The organism is Pseudomonas sp. FP2300 (assembly GCF_030687595.1).
Lineage (GTDB): Bacteria > Pseudomonadota > Gammaproteobacteria > Pseudomonadales > Pseudomonadaceae > Aquipseudomonas > Aquipseudomonas bijieensis.
In genome coordinates this window covers 6,478,444-6,495,257 of sequence record NZ_CP117440.1, presented here as the reverse complement: position 1 = coordinate 6,495,257, position 16,814 = coordinate 6,478,444, and the positions used below count along the sequence as shown (strand labels likewise).

Here is a 16,814-nt window from a genome sequence, read left to right as displayed (position 1 = left end):
GGGGGCTCCTGCGGCCGGTTATAGAAGGGAGGTTTCAGCCGTTGACCGTCGAGCCATCGAAGGAAGGCCCGACGGGTTCATCAGCTTGGCCGGGGGGTAGGTGCAGTTTCATTGGACGGCCCGCCCTGGGGCCGCGCTTCGCCGCGTTCCGCCAGCTCCATATTGTCGCCGGCGCCAGGATTTTTAGGCCGTGTTGCCATGCTCTGAATCTTGTCGGCCCCCAGGTTAAGCCCGGCGATAGTGGCTTGCGGAATGATCTGGGTAAGGCCGCGCGTCACGTGGTAGGTGTTTTCAAGGTCCCGCCGCCAGCCTGCGGGCTGGGTGTGGGGCAGGCTGTCCCGGTTTGGATGTGCAACGTTTTGCAGCGGTACCTTGGCTCGCTGGGTCAGGTCGTCTTTGCCGGCCAGCGCCTTGTTTTCGAGCGGTGCCGCCACGCTATTGGCAAAGAATGGGAGCAGGGTCAGGCCGGAGGAGAAGAAGGTCGTGACGATCTGCTCCATTTTTTCCCGCACTTCCGGATCCTCACCCACCGCGGCGGCGTCGCCCACCGCCGTGCGCATGGCGATCCCTTCGCCCACGCCGACGATCCGGTTGGTGAGGTCGCTGACATTGGCCATGTTGAGTGGGTTGAGCTTTCCTGTCGCTTCGGAAAACGCCTTGGGCAGGAGTTCGCTCCAGTTGCGGTTTTCCTTGGTGACCCGGTAGGTAGGAATCTCCTCGTCACCATGGGTCTGGGCGTATTTTGCCACGGCCTGGCCGCCGGCCATGAAGGTGCCGCCTACGGCGGAGGCCGCTGTGCGGGCGACGATGCCACCAGCGTTGACTGAGGTGAACTGGTCGATGGTGTCCCGCACTGCGTGAGCGGCACCGAAGGCGAGGTAGCCGGTGAAGTCGCCGCTCGCGGTGCCGAAGTTGTTCGCGTTCTGCTTGAGCGTGAATTCGTTGCGCTGTTGCTCCTGCGCGAGATTGCGCGCATTGAGTGCAGGGTTGGCGACCCGCTGCCCGTTCTGCGTGACGACTTGCAAGGCCTTGGGGTACACCGCCAGCGGATCGACCTTTGCCAGACCCGCGCCGATGGTCTTGTCGACCACGACCTGGACGAATGGACGGATGCCGTCGCTGATCACTTTGTGTGCGGTGCCAAGGACAGTCGAGGTCGCCGCGACATGCTTGCCGTAGGAGGCGTCGGCCATTGTCTCATCGATCGACGCAGTGATTGCGCCAAAGTGGCCCGCAGAGGCCACGCCCTGCGGGATCCCCGCCCCGGCGAACACCGCCAGGCCGGTTACAAAACCGCTCGTGGTCTTGAGGTCAGCAACATAGTCCTGGCGTCCGACGTTCTTCAGCGCCGTGTCCAACGTTTCGTTTTCCTTCGTCGCTTTAGTCAGCTCGCTAGGCTTGCTGTCCTCATTTTCCTGAAAGTCTTCAAACTCCTCCTGAACCTTGAGCAGCTGGTTCAGTTCAGTGGTCGCCTGGTCTCGTTCGGGCTGGGAAAGGCCCTCGTTGTTCATTGCACTGCGCGTATGCTCGATTCGGCTTTCCATGAAGGTATTCAAGCGCGTGGGCAGCTCTTGCGTCATGGCTTGCATGACGCCCTTTGCGTAACCGCGGAAGGCGTCATGACTGTTTTGCAGAGGCTGGCGATCACCTTCCGGTGTATTGTCGATCACTTCCTGGCATAACGAATGGTAGGCGCCGAGGGTATCGCCCACGCGTGCGCAGTGTTTGTCCCAGACCGCGCCGAAGCCACCGCTTTCCTTCCTGTCCTTGTCGTTCTTGCCCAGGTACTCGTTGAAGTCCTGGACGAATGCTTCGGTTTCTTCCTGGCCCGACAGCATCGGGTGAGGCGTGCCGCCGAGTTCGGCCAGGTGCTTTTGTATGTCTTGATAGCTTGTGCCGGGCGCATAGCCCAATACCGTGCCTTCCAGGGTCATGTGCTCGCGTGCATAGCCGATGGGGTCGCTTTCGGGGTTTTTCTTGCCGAGGCTGTTGACCAGCCCTGTCAGGCGTTGCTGCCGGGTCCTGAGTGTTTGCTGGGTCTTGTCGGTCGCTTGTCCTTCGAAGTGATAAGGCACCAGGGGATTGGTGGAGGGGCGAACCTGTTCGGACAGGCTGGTTCCCACCGGCATTATGCGGTCGTCCTGCTGGTGCAACGCCGCCGAGCCGGTGCTTCGTCCTACTGATAAATCTGGCATGTCGTGCTCTCCTAGATTGACAGGGCGCTGTTGAGCCCGGTGCTACGGGGGGTGGGTTTGTGCTGGGTAGCCTTGGCGGCGTCGTTTGGGCTGGCGCCGTCGAAGAAGTAGCCATCTCGCCAAATCAGCGCCATTTCAGCGGCACCGCCCATCAACCCGAGCAGGCGTTCGGCCGCGAGGTTTTCCAGGGGAACGTGGCCGATCAGGATCACCTGTTCGCTGTCGCGGTTGTAAGACAGGGACGGGCAGAACGCCCCGCTCAGCAGGTACAGGTTGGTTTCCAGCAACCGTTGCAGGACCGCTTCGCGATTCGCCACGGGCAACGGCCCGAAGCTGCAGTAGATGAAGACATCTCCCTCGCCCACGCCAGGGGTGTGTTTCAGGGAAAAGTCGACATCCTTGACCGACAGGTTCGCCTGTTCGTAGAACGCTGACGGGGTTGGAATCATCGTGAGGGCGCAAAGCTGATCGATCAGCTTGCAATAGGTGGGTGACGCCATGATTGACCTCGTATTGTCATCCAGGCGCCGACGAGCGCCTGCTGCCCATGGTGAGTGACACCTGCGGCATTTCGGTTCCAACCGAGCGCCGCTGCCGCCCGATGCCGGCGCGCCGGGTGACCTGCGTGGAACCGCTGCCCTGTGATCTGCCACCCAATGGCGCCACCTCATTCAAGGTTGACCGCCCATGTCCCGATCACTTGCACCTTTGCCGGCCCTTCGATTCGTCCCCAAAGGGTTGTCCATGCTGGCCATGGGGACCTTGCTGTATGGCTGCCAGCACCTCGAACCGCAGTTGACCATCGGCGATCCTTACGCCAACGAGCCTTACCGCTCGCAACTGCGCTGGTTGGAGCCGGCGCCTACGGACACCATCATCCAGATCGGCGAGTTAGCCCCGCAAAGCGGCGGTAGCCTGTGGGCGCGCATGCGCCAGGGGTTTTCCTTGCAGGCCAAGACCCAGGGCGTAGCGCGCGTCGATGAGCAGCGCCGCTGGCTGATGGATCGCCCGGCTTTTCTCACCCAGACCGGGCGTGCCGGCAGCCGTTACCTGCACTTCATCGTTGGCGAGCTGAACAAGCGCAACATGCCGCTGGAACTGGCACTGCTGCCGGCCATCGAGAGCGGGTTCAATCCGAATGCCCAATCGCCGGCCCAAGCCTTGGGCCTGTGGCAATTCATTCCCGCCACGGGGCGCCGCTACCAATTGCAGCAGCGAGGCGATTACGACGAGCGCCGGGACATTCCGTCATCGACGCGGGCTGCCCTGGATTATTTGTCCTACCTGCACGATTACTTCGACGGCGACTGGCTGCTGGCGCTGGCGGCCTACAACGCCGGGGAAGGGCGGGTGCGCGACGCCATCACGCGCAATCGCGCCCGTGGCCTGGCGACCAACTATTGGAACCTGTCGTTGCCCGGCGAGACCCAGAACTATGTGCCGCGGTTGCTGGCGCTGTCGCAACTGGTGAATGCGCCCGCGGACTATGGCGTAAGCCTGGCGCCCATCGCTGACCAGCCGTACTTCCAGATGGTTGCCTTGGCGCAGCCTGTGGACCTGGCGCACCTCGCGCTGTTGTCCGGTGTTCATGAGCGAGAGTTGCGCATGCTCAACCCTGCCGCGCGTGGCCGGGCCAGGGGGCGCTTGTTGATGCCCCTGGAAGCGTCGCGCAGGTTGCTGGCTCAACCGGACATGATCGCCAAGGCGGCGCTGCCCCACGTGGCCGGTAGCGAAGAGCAAGTGGTCGCCGCACCCGATACTGGAGGGGCCGAGCCGCAGGTGGCGGAGGTGGCCGCGCCGCCAGGAGTTTGAGCCGATCATCCCCCCATATCGATCGTTCCCACGCTCTGCGTGGGAATGCATCCTGTGACACTCTGCGTCACCTTCCAGAAGCGGAACGCGGAGCGTCCCTGGCGACATTCCCACGCAGGAGCGTGGGAACGATCGATCCGCGCCAGCCGGGCTACTGATTCTTCCATCCGGGATCTACAGGCAGCCCATCGCGACATTGGCCAAGCCGCGTGCGCGGGGGTCCATCAAGACGTAGGAGCCAATGGTGTTGCAGGCGAAGCCGAACGCCACCCCGCGTTCAGGGTCGGCAAAGCCGATGGTGCCACCGGCGCCCATGTGGCCGAACGCTTCGTTGCCCATGCCATAACTGCCGTTCGCCACATCCGGCTGGTTGAGCATGACGCCCAGGCCAAAACGGGTTGGAGTCTGGATGGTCGGGTCGTACTCGGCGCTGTGTTCGCACAGCATTTCGTTGAGCAGCGGCGACTCCAGCAGGCGCCCGTCGAGCAGGCCGGTGTAGAACGCCGCCAGGCTGCGGGCATTGCCGTGTCCGTTGGCCGCCGGCTGGGTCATGCGTTTCCAGCCGGGTTCGTTACTGCGCCCCAGCACCATCGGCGGGTTGGCAAAGGCCAGGGCGCTCATGGCGGTCGGCGCGGTGAGCACGTCGTTCAGCACCCGGCCAAAGGCCTCATCGTCGATCTCGTCTTTGGTGCGCGCCATGTAGGCGCAGCGAGCGATGGTCGCGTCGTCCAGACCGATGTGGAAATCCAGCCCGAGCGGCACTGCCACGCGTCGGTGAATGCTTTGCGCCGGCGTCAGGCCATCCACCCGGCGTAGCAGCTCGCCGAGGATCCAGCCGAACAGCAAGGGCGAATAGGTCTGCTGTTCCCCCGCCGCAGCCCAGGGATGCTCCTCGGCGATCAGGTCCGTCATGGTGTTCCAGTCGTAGAGGGTTTCCGGTGCGAGGGGCGTGCGCAGCGCCGGCAGCCCGGCGCGGTGGCAAAGCACCTGGCGCAGGGTGATCGACGCTTTGCCGGCGTTGGCGAAGGCCGGCCAGTAGTGGCAGACCGGCGCGTCCAGATCCAGCCGCCCTTCGCCGACCAGTTGCATGATCGCTACCGCCGTGAAGGGCTTGGTGCAGGAAAACAGATTGAGCAGCGTGTCGCGCTGCCAATGGCTGTCCGGTTCCGCCCCGGCAATGCCGGCCCACAGGTCGATAACGGTTTCGCCGTCAATCTGGATGCAAAGGGCGGCACCGCGTTCGAAAGGGCTTTGCATCAGCCGGATAAACGCCTCTTTGACCGGTTCGAAACGAGTGTCGCATTGACCATGGATAGCAAGTGCACGCGTCATGTCAGCTCCACGCAAGGGTTGGTGTTTTTCCTTGAGTGACGCTGGTCGTGCAAACGGTTCACCGACAGGTCCGGATCCCACAGGGATCTTTTTGGTCAGCCCTGCCACTCAAGGAGCAACGATTCATGCCCCCGGAGAGTGTTCATGGCTTACGAGCGTACCCTTGATTTCAATAGCGACGCGTTTCGCGGCGAGGCCTATCGGCATTATGCGGCGCTGCGCCAGGCGGCCCCGGTGTTCCTCAGCCAGGCGCAAGGGCAGTTGCCGATGTGGTACGTCACCGGAGCCCGGGAGGTCGAGGAGGTGCTGCTGGATAACGAGCGCTTCGCCCGTGACCCGTCGCGGATCGATGCGCAGTTCGCCGCGATGCTCGGTGGCGAGCAATCGATCGCGTTCCTTAACGAACACATGCTCAACCGCGATGGCGACAGTCATCGCCGCTTGCGTCGCCTGGTCAACAAGGCCTTCACGTTGAAGGCGGTGAACGCCCTGCGGCCGCGTATCGAGCAGATCGCCGAGACGTTGCTGGAGCCCGTGCGGTCGAGCGGGCGAATGGACGTGGTGAGCCAATATGCATTCCCGTTATCGATCACCGTCATCGCCGAATTGCTTGGCGTCCCCGCGCAAGACCGTGACGATTTCCGCCGCTGGTCCCACATGATCGTCCAGCAAGTGGGCCACGACCTGAGCGAGTTGCAGCGTTGCTACAACGAATTCGCCGGCTACATGCTTGCGTTGATCGACCAGCGTCGGGCGCAGCCGGGCGACGACCTCGTTTCGGCGTTGGTGCAGGTCGAGGAAGAGGGCAGCAGGCTCAGCCAAAGTGAGCTGTGCAGCATGATCGCTTTGTTGATCATCGCCGGGCACGAAACATCGGCGTCGATGATCGGCAATGCCGTGCACATGCTCGTGCAGCACCCGAAGGCGCTGGCGCGCTTGCGTGACGACCCGGCGCTGATGCCCGGCGCGGTCGAAGAGCTTTTGCGCTATGACTCGTCGGTGGAGCGGGCGATGGTCCGCTTCGTCACCCGTGACACCGAACTGGGCGGGCAGCGTTTGTTGCGCGGGCAACTGCTGATGGCGGTGGTGGGGTCGGCCAATCGTGACGAAGCCCTGTGTGCAAATCCTGACACGCTCGACATCGCTCGCCCGGTCTGCCCACATATGTCTTTCGGCAAGGGCACTCACTACTGCCTGGGCGCCTCGCTGGCCCGGCAGGAGCTGGAAATTGCATTGAATACGCTTCTTCGGCGTTGCCCCGGGCTGCAATTGGCGGTCGATCCCGGCGCCGTGCGTTGGCGCTACGTACCCAACTTCAGGGGGCCGGAGGCGTTGCCGGTGTGTTGGTCGGTGGACTGAAGCGGTTGCTTGCCGGGAGAAGCCCTGGTGACGGTGCATGCGGTTTACTTGAGAGGGCGTATGAATGTGTGGCGAGGGGATTTATCCCCGTTGGGCTGCGAAGCGGCCCTGAAGCCTGCCGCCGTGGCGTGCCTGGCTGGTCGCAGTCAACCTTTTTGGGGCTGCTGCGCAGCCCGGCGGGGATAAATTCCCTCGCCACAATGGACCGAATAAACCCTGGGTGAGTAACGTTGTTTGTGACCTGTGCAGAAAGTGGCACAGGCCTTTGCCGGATAGAAAAACGGCTCGTCCAACGTCCCGCCGGACGAGCCGTGGACTCACGCCAGGCTGACCTCCTCGTTTTGCGCCGGCGCTGAAAGGGTGGTGGGTATCGTGTCGCTTGGCGTCAGGTGCAGTCCATAGAGCACAACGTCGGCACGGTTATCCGCGAACCGGGCGATCCCTGGAAAGCGTCCCCATTGCGTCGCGCCAAGCCCTTGTACGCCGCGTTTGCTGGCCTCGTTGTGCTCGATGATCCAGGCCACCAGCGTCTCGAAACCATACCGTTTGGCCAACACCACCGCGGCTTGGCCAAGGCGAATGCCGACGCCGCTGCCGATGTGGTCGTTGCGCACGTAGATCGACACTTCACCGGTCAATCGACAGGCCTGGGCACCCCAGCAAAAGCGATTGACGATCAACCAGGCGACGACTTCGCCAGCGCGTTCGAGCACGTAGATCGGATCGCCCTCCTTGACGAAACAGTCGACGAAGAACGTCATTTCCTTCAGGGAAAACGCTCTGAGTACAGGGGAACTGGTCCCCCCCAGAGCGCTTTCGTTGAAGATATCTGTCATCACCGGCAAGTCGTCGGGGGTGTAGCGGCGCACGCCGCGTGGCAGGTCGGGCCGGCTGTTCAAACGATTCTGAGTCATGGCCGGGCTTCTCCGTAGACGCTTCGCTTGAGTTGTTCACGCGCGCGAAACAACCTTGAACGCACGGTGCCAATGGGTACGCCCAGCCGTTCGGCAGCGTCGCGATAGCTGCTTTCGGTGTCCACGGCGGTCCACAGGGTATCGCGCATGTCCTTGGGCAGTGCGTCCATGGCGATCAGCGTACGGTCCAGCAACCGACGGTTGTCGCACAGTTCACTCAGATCAATGTCGTCACTGGACTCGTTGAACTCGCTTTCATCGAAAGTGCTCAGCGGCGGCTGTGCGTAGAAGCGGCGGAAATGGTTGCGGATCAGGTTCAGGGCGATACCGCACAACCAAGTGTCCTGCTTTGCCAGCCCTTTGAACTTCTGCTGGTTACGCCAGGCTTCCAGGTAGGTGAGCTGGATGATGTCGTCGGCGTCGTCTTGGTTGAGTACGCGTTTTTGCACAAACAGACGCAGTTTGCGTTCCTCGCCGAAGCAGATGCCTGGCGCACCCGTGGGTGCCGGGGAGGTTTGCGGGGGGGCCATGAGATTCAGGCTGTTCATCAATAAATCCCTCTGAGTAGGTTCCGTAGCGTCGATGCAAATGTCGACGTTTCCCCTGTCAGCAGGACCTGTGCCAAGCCAAATTTGTTAGTTATCTATTTGATAAATAAGTGTTTTTATCTAGTGCTTTTGCTCTATTTGTGCAAGGGCATGCACAGCCGTCCCAAGCCCCACTGCATGAAATTGCACCGAGCGAACGCTTGGTCGGGAAGCTCTCTCGAACCGGTCAGAAAAGGCCATGGTCGCCGATGGAACCGAATGCCGGATCACCGCCACCCACTGAGCGTCCGAAACCATGCTCACGGCCATCATGAAAGTAGAAGCCCCGACCAATGCGCGTATTGCCGTCAATCTTGCCCAGGCCGCTTCGGCCGTCGTGGGCATGGGCAAGCCTGTCGAATCGTTCCAGGCCGTGCAGTCCAATTCGATGGAGGAGGTCGGCATGACCTTCAGCCATCACGTGGAGCGCAATACCAAGGCGCTGAGCCAGCGGCGCATTCGCAATGCTCGCAGTGAGGTGGGCCAGGTGCGGGTCGAGACGCGCGAGCAGTTGGAGGAGTGGTACGACCAACTCGGTCATCCAGGCAAGCAGAGCCTGGGGGCCATGGCCGCCCAGGCGGGTCTGTTGTTGTGTGGCGAGCCGGTGCTTGAAGAAGTGGTGCAGTCCACTGGTGGAGACCCGGCCCGTACCGACCTGATCCTGCAACAAACATTGCGCGATGCCGAGGTGCAAGGGCGTCTCGTCGAAGCCCAGCGTGCTCGCGACTACCTGCAGCTATTGCGCGAGCGTTATGGCGCGCAGATCCAGGCGGGCATGAACATCGCCGAGGCATTGCGCGCTGCGGGCGGCGATCCCGAATTGCGCCAGGCGGTACGGCGGCTCTACTACGACACCGTGGTGCTCAAGCAGTCATTGCCCACCATGATGCAAGCATTGCTTGGCCTGTTTGGCGAGGCGGCGTTCGTGCCGGGGCTGGACATGATGCGCCGGGCACTGGCTGACGACATCGCCGCGCATACGCCTTCACGCCCTACCGCGCTGTTGCGCACGTTGTTGATCGGCCTGGCGGCCTCGACGCAACTGGGCAGTGTCCTGCACAGCTGTCGCCGTTTGCTGGAGCAACTGGCCTACAGCTGTCCGGCCAGCCAGCTCACCGCCGTGTTGTTGCTCCAGCGCATGCTGGGGTTTGTCAGCAGTGGCCTGTCAGCGGCGGAAGTACGGCGCATCGGGCGTGAGCTGGGGGGCGACCAGGAGCGCGACCAACTGGTCTCCCTGAACGGCCTGTATCCCTTGCTCAAGCGTTTGCCGCTGCCCCTCTGGCGTGATGGCAAAAGCCGACAGACCGCGTTGAAGAATCTGTTGGTGCTGCTCGATGAGCGTTCCCGTGGCGAGCCCCGAAGCCAGACCGCTGCGCCGGTGATTGGAGCGCGCTCATGATCGCCCTGTTGAACAAAGTCGCCAACGAAGCGGTGCGGCGCATCGAGGTGGTCGGGGCGTTCGTGGTGCTGGGCATTGTCTTCATGCTGATCCTGCCCTTGCCGACCGCGGTGGTCGATGCGCTGATCGCGATCAACATCTGTATCTCCTGCCTGCTGATCGTGCTCTCGCTGTACCTGCCACGGCCGCTGGCGTTTTCCTCGTTTCCGGCGGTGCTGCTGTTGACCACGTTGTTCCGGCTGGCATTGTCGGTGGCGACCACCCGATTGATCCTGCTCCAGGGCGACGCCGGCCATATCGTCCAGGCGTTCGGCAATTTCGTGGTGGGCGGCAACCTGGCGGTGGGGTTGGTGATCTTCCTCATTCTGACGGTGGTCAACTTCCTGGTGATCACCAAGGGGTCGGAGCGGGTCGCCGAAGTGGCGGCGCGTTTCACCCTGGACGCGTTGCCGGGCAAACAGATGTCCATCGACAGCGACCTGCGGGCGAACCTGATCGATGTCAGCGAAGCCCGGCGGCGGCGCGAGGAATTGAACAAGGAAAGCCAGCTGTTCGGTGCGATGGACGGGGCGATGAAGTTCGTCAAGGGCGACGCCATCGCGGGCTTGGTGATCGTCGTGATCAACCTCATCGGCGGCTTTTCGGTCGGCATGATGCAGCACGACATGGGCGCGTCCGAATCGATGCACCTGTATGCCGTGTTGACCATCGGTGATGGTCTGATCGCGCAGATTCCGGCACTGCTGATTTCCCTCACCGCGGGCATGATCATCACCCGGGTGTCGCCGGAAGGGCAGCCGGCGGGTAGCAGCGTGGGCAAGGAAATCGCCCAGCAGTTGACCGCCGAACCCAAGGCCTGGGTGATCGCGTCGGTGGGCATGCTCGGCTTTGCGGCCTTGCCCGGCATGCCGACGCTGGTGTTCATTGTCATTGCCCTGATCACCGGCACCGCAGGCATCCTCCAGTTGTACGCGCGTGCCCGGCAGGCACGCCAGGGCGACCAGCCGACGGAGGTCATCGCCCCGGCACAAAACGGTGCCGAAGACCTGCGCAGCTTCGACCCGACCCGAGCCTATCTTTTGCAGTTTTCCAAAGCCATGGAAGGCAACGCGGCGGCCGAGGACGTCATCCAGGCGATCCGCAAGAAGCGCAATGCCCTGGTGGCTGGCTTTGGCCTGACCCTGCCGCCCTTTGAGATCGAATACAGCGTGCTGCTGGAGGACGACGAGTTCCGCTTCTGCGTGCACGAGGTGCCGATGCTGCGCGCCACTTTCGGTGAACGTGTGGCCGTGGCGCGCGGGCCGCTGCCGTTCGAACCGCGCGACGTGCAGGTCGGCAGCGAGGTGCGTGACGAGCATCAGTGGCTATGGCTGACGCCTGACGATCCGCTGCTGGCGGACGAGCGAGTGGAGGCGGTGCCTGCCGGCGAATTACTGGTGGAACGGATGAGCCGCGCCATGTTTGCCACGGGCCCGCAATTCCTGGGACTCCAGGAGAGCAAGTCGATCCTCAGTTGGCTCGAAGCGGGTCAGCCCGAGCTGGTGCAGGAGCTGCAGAGAACCATGCCATTGGCCCGTTTCGCCGCCGTGCTCCAGCGCCTGGCCGGCGAAGGTGTCCCGCTGCGAGCGGTGCGTCTGATCGCCGAGTCGCTGATCGAGCATGGGCAGCACGAGCGTGACGTCGGTGCGCTGACCGACTACGCACGCATCGCCCTGAAGTCGCAGATCTATCACCAGTACCGCGACGAAGACGGCCTGCACGTGTGGCTGTTGACCCCGGAAACCGAAGGCCTGTTGCGCGACGCGCTGCGCCAGACCCAGACGGAAACCTTTTTTGCCCTGGAAAGCCTGCATACCCGCGCCTTGGTCATGCAGTTGCGCGAAGGCTTCCCGTTGCGCGCCAAGCGCGTGGCCGTGCTGCTGGTGGCGCAAGACCTGCGGGCACCGCTGCGCGATTTGTTGCGCGACGAATTCAATCACGTGCCCGTGCTCGCTTTCAGCGAGTTGCACAGCAATGCCCAGGTCACCGTGCTGGGGCGTTTTGACCTCGAGCAGGAAAAACTACAAGTGGAGGACGCGGCGTGACGGCAGGTCTTGGCGCGCCGGCAGCGCAGCCTCCACGTAACGATGCAAATCCAGGTGCGGTCGATGGCCTGGCTGTGACAGAGGACGGGCGCCGCCGGTGCCCCGTCGTACAACCGGAATGTGGGCGAGCGTCTGTCGCCCCTTGAGGAACTGGCCATGTTCGAACTGCGTGTCTTGAGTGGTCTGCACCGAGGTGCGGCGTTGCCGCTGGTGGGCGAGCAATGGGTGATCGGGGCGGCGGAGGATGCCGACCTGGCGCTTTACGATCCGGGCATCTGTGGGCGTCACGTTGGCCTGCGGCAGGTGCAGGGCCAATGGCTGCTGGAGCTGCTGGAGGGGACGGTTTGCGATGGACAAGGCCAACCTTGGGCGCCGGCCGAGCCCTTGCAGAGCAATGCCCCGTTTGCCGTGGCAGGCGTCTGGCTGTGCCTGGCCCCGGCCGATCAGCCCTGGCCCGAAGAGGCGGCGTTGGATGACGCTGCGCATCTGACGACGGCGCGGGAAACCCCGAAACCCGTCGTGCGGCCATCGTGGCCCAAGCGCCTGGCAATCGCCGCGGCGGTGATTACTGTTGCCTCCAGCGCCTGGGCCTTTACCAGCCAGCCGGCGCAGCCTGTGGCGCGCAGCCCGGCCCAGCAGCTCAAGCACAGCAAAGTGGCATTGGACAATGTCGAGGCGGTCCGCCTGGAACTCGATCGCATGTTGCAGGAGCGTGATCTGGGCGCTGGTGTGCGGGTCGAGAGCCAGGGTGACCAGTTGGTCCTGGTGGGCGAACTGCCGCGCCCACGCCTGGCGATGGTCGAGCGCTTGATCGAGCGTTTCCACGATCGTTACGAGACGCCAATCGGGATCACGGCCAGCGTGAAGGAGCGACTGACGCAGCTGCCGTTCCAGATCGCCCAGATCGTCGGTGGCAAGCGTGGCCATGTGGTTACGGCCGATGGACGTCGGCTGTTCCTGGGCGACCAGATCGATGGCCTGCGCTTGACCGCCATCGACAGCGGCAAAGTCACCTTCGAGGGTGACCAACGCTACGAGGTCACGTGGTGATGACGCAGGCGGCCATCGCGCGACTGGCGGCCTGGGAGGCCGGGCAACTGGCGCACCTGCGTCGCTTCGCGCCGGTCATGGTGCGTGGGCGGGTGCAGCGGGTCAGCGGCATCCTGTTGCAGTGCCGATTGCCAGGGGCACAGATCGGCGACCTCTGCCGAGTCGAGCGCGACGCCCGGGAGCCGCTGCTCGCCGAGATCGTCGGCTTCGACCAGCACGATGCCTTGCTCAGCGCCCTGGGCGGCCTGGAAGGCGTCCGGGTCGGTGCGGCGGTGGAGCCGTTGGGCATGCCCCATCGGGTGTGCGTGGGGCCGCAGTTGCTGGGCCAGGTGTTGGATGGCTTCGGCCGGCCGCTGGTGGACGGCGGCGCCGGGGCGTTTGCCGGACCACACGTGCTGCAAGCTTCACAGGTGATTGGCGAGGCCCCGGCGCCCACCGCGCGGCCGCGTATCCAACGGCCCTTGATGACCGGCGTACGGGCCATCGACGGGCCGCTGACACTGGGTGAAGGCCAGCGTGTGGGGCTGTTCGCCGGCGCCGGTTGCGGCAAGACCACGCTGCTGGCGGAAATTGCCCGGAACGTTGACTGCGATGTCATCGTCTTCGGCCTGATCGGTGAGCGTGGGCGCGAACTGCGCGAGTTCCTCGACCATGAGCTGGATGATGAACTGCGTGCCCGTGCGGTCCTGGTGTGCGCCACCTCCGACCGATCGAGCATGGAACGGGCCCGTGCGGCGTTCACCGCGACAGCCTTGGCCGAGGGCTTTCGTGCCCGAGGCCAGCGCGTCCTGTTGCTCATCGATTCGCTGACCCGCTTCGCCCGGGCCCAACGTGAAATCGGCCTGGCCGCCGGCGAGCCGCTGGGGCGCGGCGGCCTGCCACCGTCGGTCTACAGCTTGCTGCCGCGCCTGGTCGAGCGCGCCGGGTTGACCAACGAGGGCGCCATCACCGCGTTCTATACGGTGCTCATCGAGCAGGACTCCATGAACGATCCAGTGGCGGATGAAGTGCGGTCGCTGCTCGACGGTCACATCGTGCTGTCGCGCAAGCTCGCCGAGCGCGGCCACTACCCGGCTATCGACGTGCTGGCCAGCCTGTCGCGAACCTTGGCCAACGTGGCCGAGGCAGAGCACCTGCGGGCGGGCATCAATCTGCGTCGATTGCTGTCGGCCTATGAGCAAATCGAACTGATGTTGCGCTTGGGCGAATACCAGGCCGGCGCCGACCCTTTGACCGACCTGGCGGTGGAGTCCCATGGAGCACTGGACGCCTTCCTGCGCCAGGACCTGCGTGAGCCGGAGCCGTTCGCGTCCACGTTCGCTCACCTGCAGCAGTTGACCGCTTATGTCCCGGGTTGATCTGGACGCCCTGGCGCCGATTCGCCGCCACCGTGAAGCGCAAGCTGAACGAGTATGGCGCCAACAGCGTGAGCTTTTGCGCGAGCGCGAAGCGGCGGTGGTCGCCGCGCGGGCGCGCATGCAGGCGACCAGCGAGCAGCAGACGGTGCAGCGCGAAGCGTTGTATGGCGAGCACTGTGGCCGGGCGCTGAGCGTGAGTGAACTCAATGCCTGGAGTACCCAGGAGCGACGTTTGATCGGCGAGCTGGCCGAGCAAGCGCAGGCATTGCAGGCACTGGACGCTGAACAGGCGCAGCAGGCACAGCACACGGCCGCCGCCCAGCAGCGGCTACAAGGGCGCCGGCGTGATCTGGAAAAGCTCAGCGCAATGATGGAGCACTTGGTGGAGATCCCCAGCGATGAATGACCGTACCGTGCGCAGTGGGCCGACACCGCACAACAACCCCCCGGCCGCTCCCGTTCGGCATTCGCCTCGGGCGTATGAGCAACCGCCCGCCCAGGTGAGCCGGGCCATCCGTCCGGCGGCGCGTGACTCTGTGTCTACAACCGGGCTCGACCCCGACGTAATGGCGGGACGCAGTGACGGTTACTGGTTTCGCCAGTGGGTCGATGCGCCACGGGGCGGTACCCAGGACGACACCGCGGGCACCGGTTCGCTGGCGGGCCTGGTCAGTTTGGAGAACAGCGAAGTGGAGGCGTTTGTCGACCAGCTCACGCCACGCTTGCGCGCCACGCTCGACCAGCAATTGGACCTGCTGCTGCACCTGCCCAATCTGGGCCGCATCAAGGTGTCCGCCCGGCGGCTGGGCGGGGCGTCCGGGTGGGACATCGGCCTGAACAGCGAAAATGAAGACGTACAGGCGCGGTTGTCGAGTCGAGCCGGCCGCCTCGAAGACGCGCTGACCCAGAGCCTGGGCCAGCCGGTGAGCGTGCGCGTGGCGCGGGAAGAAGAGGCAGGCGCGATATGACCGTCCATGCATTGGCGCTACCGCTTGTGGGCATCGAGGACGCCACCGCCCGGCGGCTATTGGGGATCGGCGTCAGTTTGCCCTTCGAGGTGGCGGGTGACACGGGCCTGCTGGAACTGACCCCGGGCGGCGACGTGGCTGGGGGGGCGCCGTGTGCGCTGGCCTGTGCCCATGGTGCTTTCACCCTGGATGAGCCCGGCGCGGTGCTCAGCCTGTTCGGGGAATGCCCGGTGGTCTTGCCCGCCGAACCCGGCCCGGACGACACGTGGTTCTGGTCGCTGTTCCAGCAAACCCTGAGCGAGCCCCTGCGCCTGGCCTTCGGCTTTCTCAAGCCAACGGCCGAGCCTGCCGTGCCCGGCATCGCCTGCCGGCTCGACGTGAGACTGGGGGCGGCGCGCGTCACGAGCCATCTGCAAATGCCCGGTTCGGTCCTGCTGGGGCTGCTTCGCGCCGCCCCTTGGCAGCGGCGTACCGCACCAGGGGTCGACGGTTTTGCGCTGCATGTTCCGCTGGAACTGGGACGCCTGGCACTGGCTGCCGGGCAGTTGGCGGCGCTGCGTCCCGGTGATGTGCTGGTGCCGGAAACCGCCTTGTTCGACTCATCCGGCCAAGGGCTGATTCGCCTGGGCCGGCATTGTTTGCAGGTGCGGGTACACAGCCGTGCCGCACCGTTGCGCCTGACCTTGCTCGCTCTGGAGGAGACCGTTATGAGCACCACCGCCGACACCGACATCCTGACGCCGGACTGGGACGATACCGCCCGCTACGAACCTGAGGCCCAGGCCCCCGAGGCGGCCGATCAACCGGCGTTGGACTATGCCGCCGCTGAAACCGAGGAGGCGCCGATGATGGAACCGGCTGCTGCCGATCTGCCCGAGCGCTTCGACGACCTGCCGCTGGCGCTTACGATCCGCTGCGGTCACTTGAGCCTGACCCTGGGCGAACTGCGCAACCTGGCGCCCGGCGCGGTGCTGCAAGTGCAGGGCGTGACACCGGGAACAGCGGCGCTGTTCTATGGCGAACGGGCCCTGGCCCATGGCGAGCTGGTGGAGGTCGATGGCCGGTTGGGCCTGCAGATCGCTCGCGTGGATGTGGCTGGATGAGCTTCCAGGGGGTCGACCCCTTTCTGCTGGCGCTGTTCATCGGTGGGATCTCGTTGGTCCCCCTGCTGCTGATCATCTGCAGTGCCTTTCTCAAGATAGCCATCGTGCTGACGATCACCCGTAACGCCATCGGCGTGCAGCAAGTGCCGCCCAATATGGCGCTGTATGCCATTGCGCTGGCCGCGACGCTGTTCATCATGGCGCCGGTCGGTCACAACATCGCCGAAGAGTTGAAGGAGCGACCGTTGGATTTCAGCAGTACCGAGGCACTGCAAGGTTCTGCCCTGAACGCGATAAAACCGCTGCAGGCGTTCATGTCGCGCAATACCAACCCGGACATCCTCGCTCACCTGCTGGAAAACACCCAGCGGATGTGGCCCAAGGAACGCGCCGAGCAGGCCAGTCGCGACGACCTGATGCTACTCATCCCGGCCTTCATGCTGTCGGAGCTTGAGGCCGGCTTCCAGATGGGCTTCCTGATCTACATCCCGTTCATTGTCATCGACCTGATCGTATCCAACCTGCTGCTGGCGCTGGGCATGCAGATGGTCGCGCCCATGACCATTTCATTGCCGCTCAAGCTGCTGATTTTTGTCCTCGTGCAGGGCTGGACGCAATTGCTCGACAGCCTCTTCTATTCCTATCTTTGAGGA

At 64.0% G+C, this 16,814-nt stretch carries 15 protein-coding genes; 10 read left to right on the top strand and 5 right to left on the bottom strand.

Annotated features, from left to right (window positions below):
- Positions 1–80: 80 nt before the first annotated feature.
- Complete coding sequence (locus PSH86_RS29005) at positions 81–2,195, bottom strand: type III effector (RefSeq protein ID WP_305486637.1); 2,115 nt, start codon at positions 2,193–2,195, stop codon at positions 81–83.
- Positions 2,196–2,206: 11 nt separating this feature from the next.
- Complete coding sequence (locus tag PSH86_RS29000) at positions 2,207–2,695, bottom strand: CesT family type III secretion system chaperone (protein ID WP_109752514.1); 489 nt, start codon at positions 2,693–2,695, stop codon at positions 2,207–2,209.
- A gap of 187 nt (positions 2,696–2,882) precedes the next feature.
- On the opposite strand from PSH86_RS29000, the gene PSH86_RS28995 reads away from it, so the two are divergent.
- The gene (locus PSH86_RS28995) at positions 2,883–4,007 is read left to right on the top strand and encodes a transglycosylase SLT domain-containing protein (RefSeq protein WP_116833697.1); all 1,125 of its coding nucleotides are present in this window, start codon (positions 2,883–2,885) and stop codon (positions 4,005–4,007) included.
- A gap of 174 nt (positions 4,008–4,181) precedes the next feature.
- Here the strand turns inward: PSH86_RS28995 and PSH86_RS28990 are convergent, their stop codons facing one another.
- Positions 4,182–5,339 carry a serine hydrolase domain-containing protein gene (locus PSH86_RS28990; protein WP_305486632.1) on the bottom strand — a complete coding sequence of 386 codons (1,158 nt, stop codon included), beginning with the start codon at positions 5,337–5,339 and terminating at the stop codon, positions 4,182–4,184.
- Between the two features lie 144 nt (positions 5,340–5,483).
- Between PSH86_RS28990 and PSH86_RS28985 the strand changes: the two genes are divergently transcribed.
- Complete coding sequence (locus tag PSH86_RS28985; protein ID WP_109752508.1) at positions 5,484–6,698, top strand: cytochrome P450; 1,215 nt, start codon at positions 5,484–5,486, stop codon at positions 6,696–6,698.
- Between the two features lie 317 nt (positions 6,699–7,015).
- On the opposite strand, the gene PSH86_RS28980 is transcribed toward PSH86_RS28985, so the two are convergent.
- Together PSH86_RS28980 and PSH86_RS28975 are read right to left on the bottom strand one after the other, a co-directional pair.
- The gene (locus PSH86_RS28980; RefSeq protein WP_305486628.1) at positions 7,016–7,612 is read right to left on the bottom strand and encodes a GNAT family N-acetyltransferase; all 597 of its coding nucleotides are present in this window, start codon (positions 7,610–7,612) and stop codon (positions 7,016–7,018) included.
- The gene (locus PSH86_RS28975) at positions 7,609–8,160 is read right to left on the bottom strand and encodes an RNA polymerase sigma factor (RefSeq protein WP_109752503.1); all 552 of its coding nucleotides are present in this window, start codon (positions 8,158–8,160) and stop codon (positions 7,609–7,611) included. Before PSH86_RS28975 ends, PSH86_RS28980 begins: the two co-directional genes overlap by 4 nt.
- 295 nt (positions 8,161–8,455) lie before the next feature.
- On the opposite strand from PSH86_RS28975, the gene PSH86_RS28970 reads away from it, so the two are divergent.
- The 8 genes from PSH86_RS28970 (at position 8,456) to sctR (ending at position 16,811) form a co-directional block, all read left to right on the top strand.
- Positions 8,456–9,598: a TyeA family type III secretion system gatekeeper subunit gene (locus PSH86_RS28970; RefSeq protein ID WP_178082467.1), complete on the top strand. Its 1,143-nt coding sequence runs from the start codon at positions 8,456–8,458 to the stop codon at positions 9,596–9,598.
- Positions 9,595–11,682, top strand: a complete 2,088-nt coding sequence (gene sctV / locus PSH86_RS28965; RefSeq protein WP_109752501.1) for a type III secretion system export apparatus subunit SctV — start codon at positions 9,595–9,597, stop codon at positions 11,680–11,682. The genes PSH86_RS28970 and sctV overlap by 4 nt, the downstream gene beginning before the upstream one ends.
- A 156-nt stretch (positions 11,683–11,838) precedes the next feature.
- Positions 11,839–12,732 (top strand): FHA domain-containing protein, encoded by an 894-nt coding sequence (locus PSH86_RS28960; protein ID WP_163856249.1) that lies wholly within the window; start codon positions 11,839–11,841, stop codon positions 12,730–12,732.
- A complete protein-coding gene (locus PSH86_RS28955) occupies positions 12,732–14,090 on the top strand; it encodes a FliI/YscN family ATPase (RefSeq protein WP_109752498.1) in 1,359 nt (452 codons plus the stop codon). Before PSH86_RS28960 ends, PSH86_RS28955 begins: the two co-directional genes overlap by 1 nt.
- Entirely contained in the window at positions 14,077–14,496 is a 420-nt protein-coding gene (locus tag PSH86_RS28950; RefSeq protein ID WP_109752496.1) for a YscO family type III secretion system apparatus protein, read from the top strand. The genes PSH86_RS28955 and PSH86_RS28950 overlap by 14 nt, the downstream gene beginning before the upstream one ends.
- The gene (locus PSH86_RS28945; RefSeq protein ID WP_163856251.1) at positions 14,489–15,058 is read left to right on the top strand and encodes a type III secretion protein; all 570 of its coding nucleotides are present in this window, start codon (positions 14,489–14,491) and stop codon (positions 15,056–15,058) included. Before PSH86_RS28950 ends, PSH86_RS28945 begins: the two co-directional genes overlap by 8 nt.
- Positions 15,055–16,161 carry a type III secretion system cytoplasmic ring protein SctQ gene (gene sctQ / locus PSH86_RS28940; RefSeq protein ID WP_305486615.1) on the top strand — a complete coding sequence of 369 codons (1,107 nt, stop codon included), beginning with the start codon at positions 15,055–15,057 and terminating at the stop codon, positions 16,159–16,161. The genes PSH86_RS28945 and sctQ overlap by 4 nt, the downstream gene beginning before the upstream one ends.
- A complete protein-coding gene (sctR, locus tag PSH86_RS28935; RefSeq protein WP_116833691.1) occupies positions 16,158–16,811 on the top strand; it encodes a type III secretion system export apparatus subunit SctR in 654 nt (217 codons plus the stop codon). Before sctQ ends, sctR begins: the two co-directional genes overlap by 4 nt.
- Positions 16,812–16,814: the final 3 nt, after the last annotated feature.

Bases quoted from the DNA above. Each gene is read 5' to 3' on its own strand.
- PSH86_RS29005 (WP_305486637.1), bottom strand. From the start codon at position 2,195: ATGCCAGATTTATCAGTAGGACGAAGCACCGGCTCGGCGGCGTTGCAC.
- PSH86_RS29000 (WP_109752514.1), bottom strand. From the start codon at position 2,695: ATGGCGTCACCCACCTATTGCAAGCTGATCGATCAGCTTTGCGCCCTC.
- PSH86_RS28995 (WP_116833697.1), top strand. From the start codon at position 2,883: ATGTCCCGATCACTTGCACCTTTGCCGGCCCTTCGATTCGTCCCCAAA.
- PSH86_RS28990 (WP_305486632.1), bottom strand. From the start codon at position 5,339: ATGACGCGTGCACTTGCTATCCATGGTCAATGCGACACTCGTTTCGAA.
- PSH86_RS28985 (WP_109752508.1), top strand. From the start codon at position 5,484: ATGGCTTACGAGCGTACCCTTGATTTCAATAGCGACGCGTTTCGCGGC.
- PSH86_RS28980 (WP_305486628.1), bottom strand. From the start codon at position 7,612: ATGACTCAGAATCGTTTGAACAGCCGGCCCGACCTGCCACGCGGCGTG.
- PSH86_RS28975 (WP_109752503.1), bottom strand. From the start codon at position 8,160: ATGAACAGCCTGAATCTCATGGCCCCCCCGCAAACCTCCCCGGCACCC.
- PSH86_RS28970 (WP_178082467.1), top strand. From the start codon at position 8,456: ATGCTCACGGCCATCATGAAAGTAGAAGCCCCGACCAATGCGCGTATT.
- sctV (WP_109752501.1), top strand. From the start codon at position 9,595: ATGATCGCCCTGTTGAACAAAGTCGCCAACGAAGCGGTGCGGCGCATC.
- PSH86_RS28960 (WP_163856249.1), top strand. From the start codon at position 11,839: ATGTTCGAACTGCGTGTCTTGAGTGGTCTGCACCGAGGTGCGGCGTTG.
- PSH86_RS28955 (WP_109752498.1), top strand. From the start codon at position 12,732: ATGACGCAGGCGGCCATCGCGCGACTGGCGGCCTGGGAGGCCGGGCAA.
- PSH86_RS28950 (WP_109752496.1), top strand. From the start codon at position 14,077: ATGTCCCGGGTTGATCTGGACGCCCTGGCGCCGATTCGCCGCCACCGT.
- PSH86_RS28945 (WP_163856251.1), top strand. From the start codon at position 14,489: ATGAATGACCGTACCGTGCGCAGTGGGCCGACACCGCACAACAACCCC.
- sctQ (WP_305486615.1), top strand. From the start codon at position 15,055: ATGACCGTCCATGCATTGGCGCTACCGCTTGTGGGCATCGAGGACGCC.
- sctR (WP_116833691.1), top strand. From the start codon at position 16,158: ATGAGCTTCCAGGGGGTCGACCCCTTTCTGCTGGCGCTGTTCATCGGT.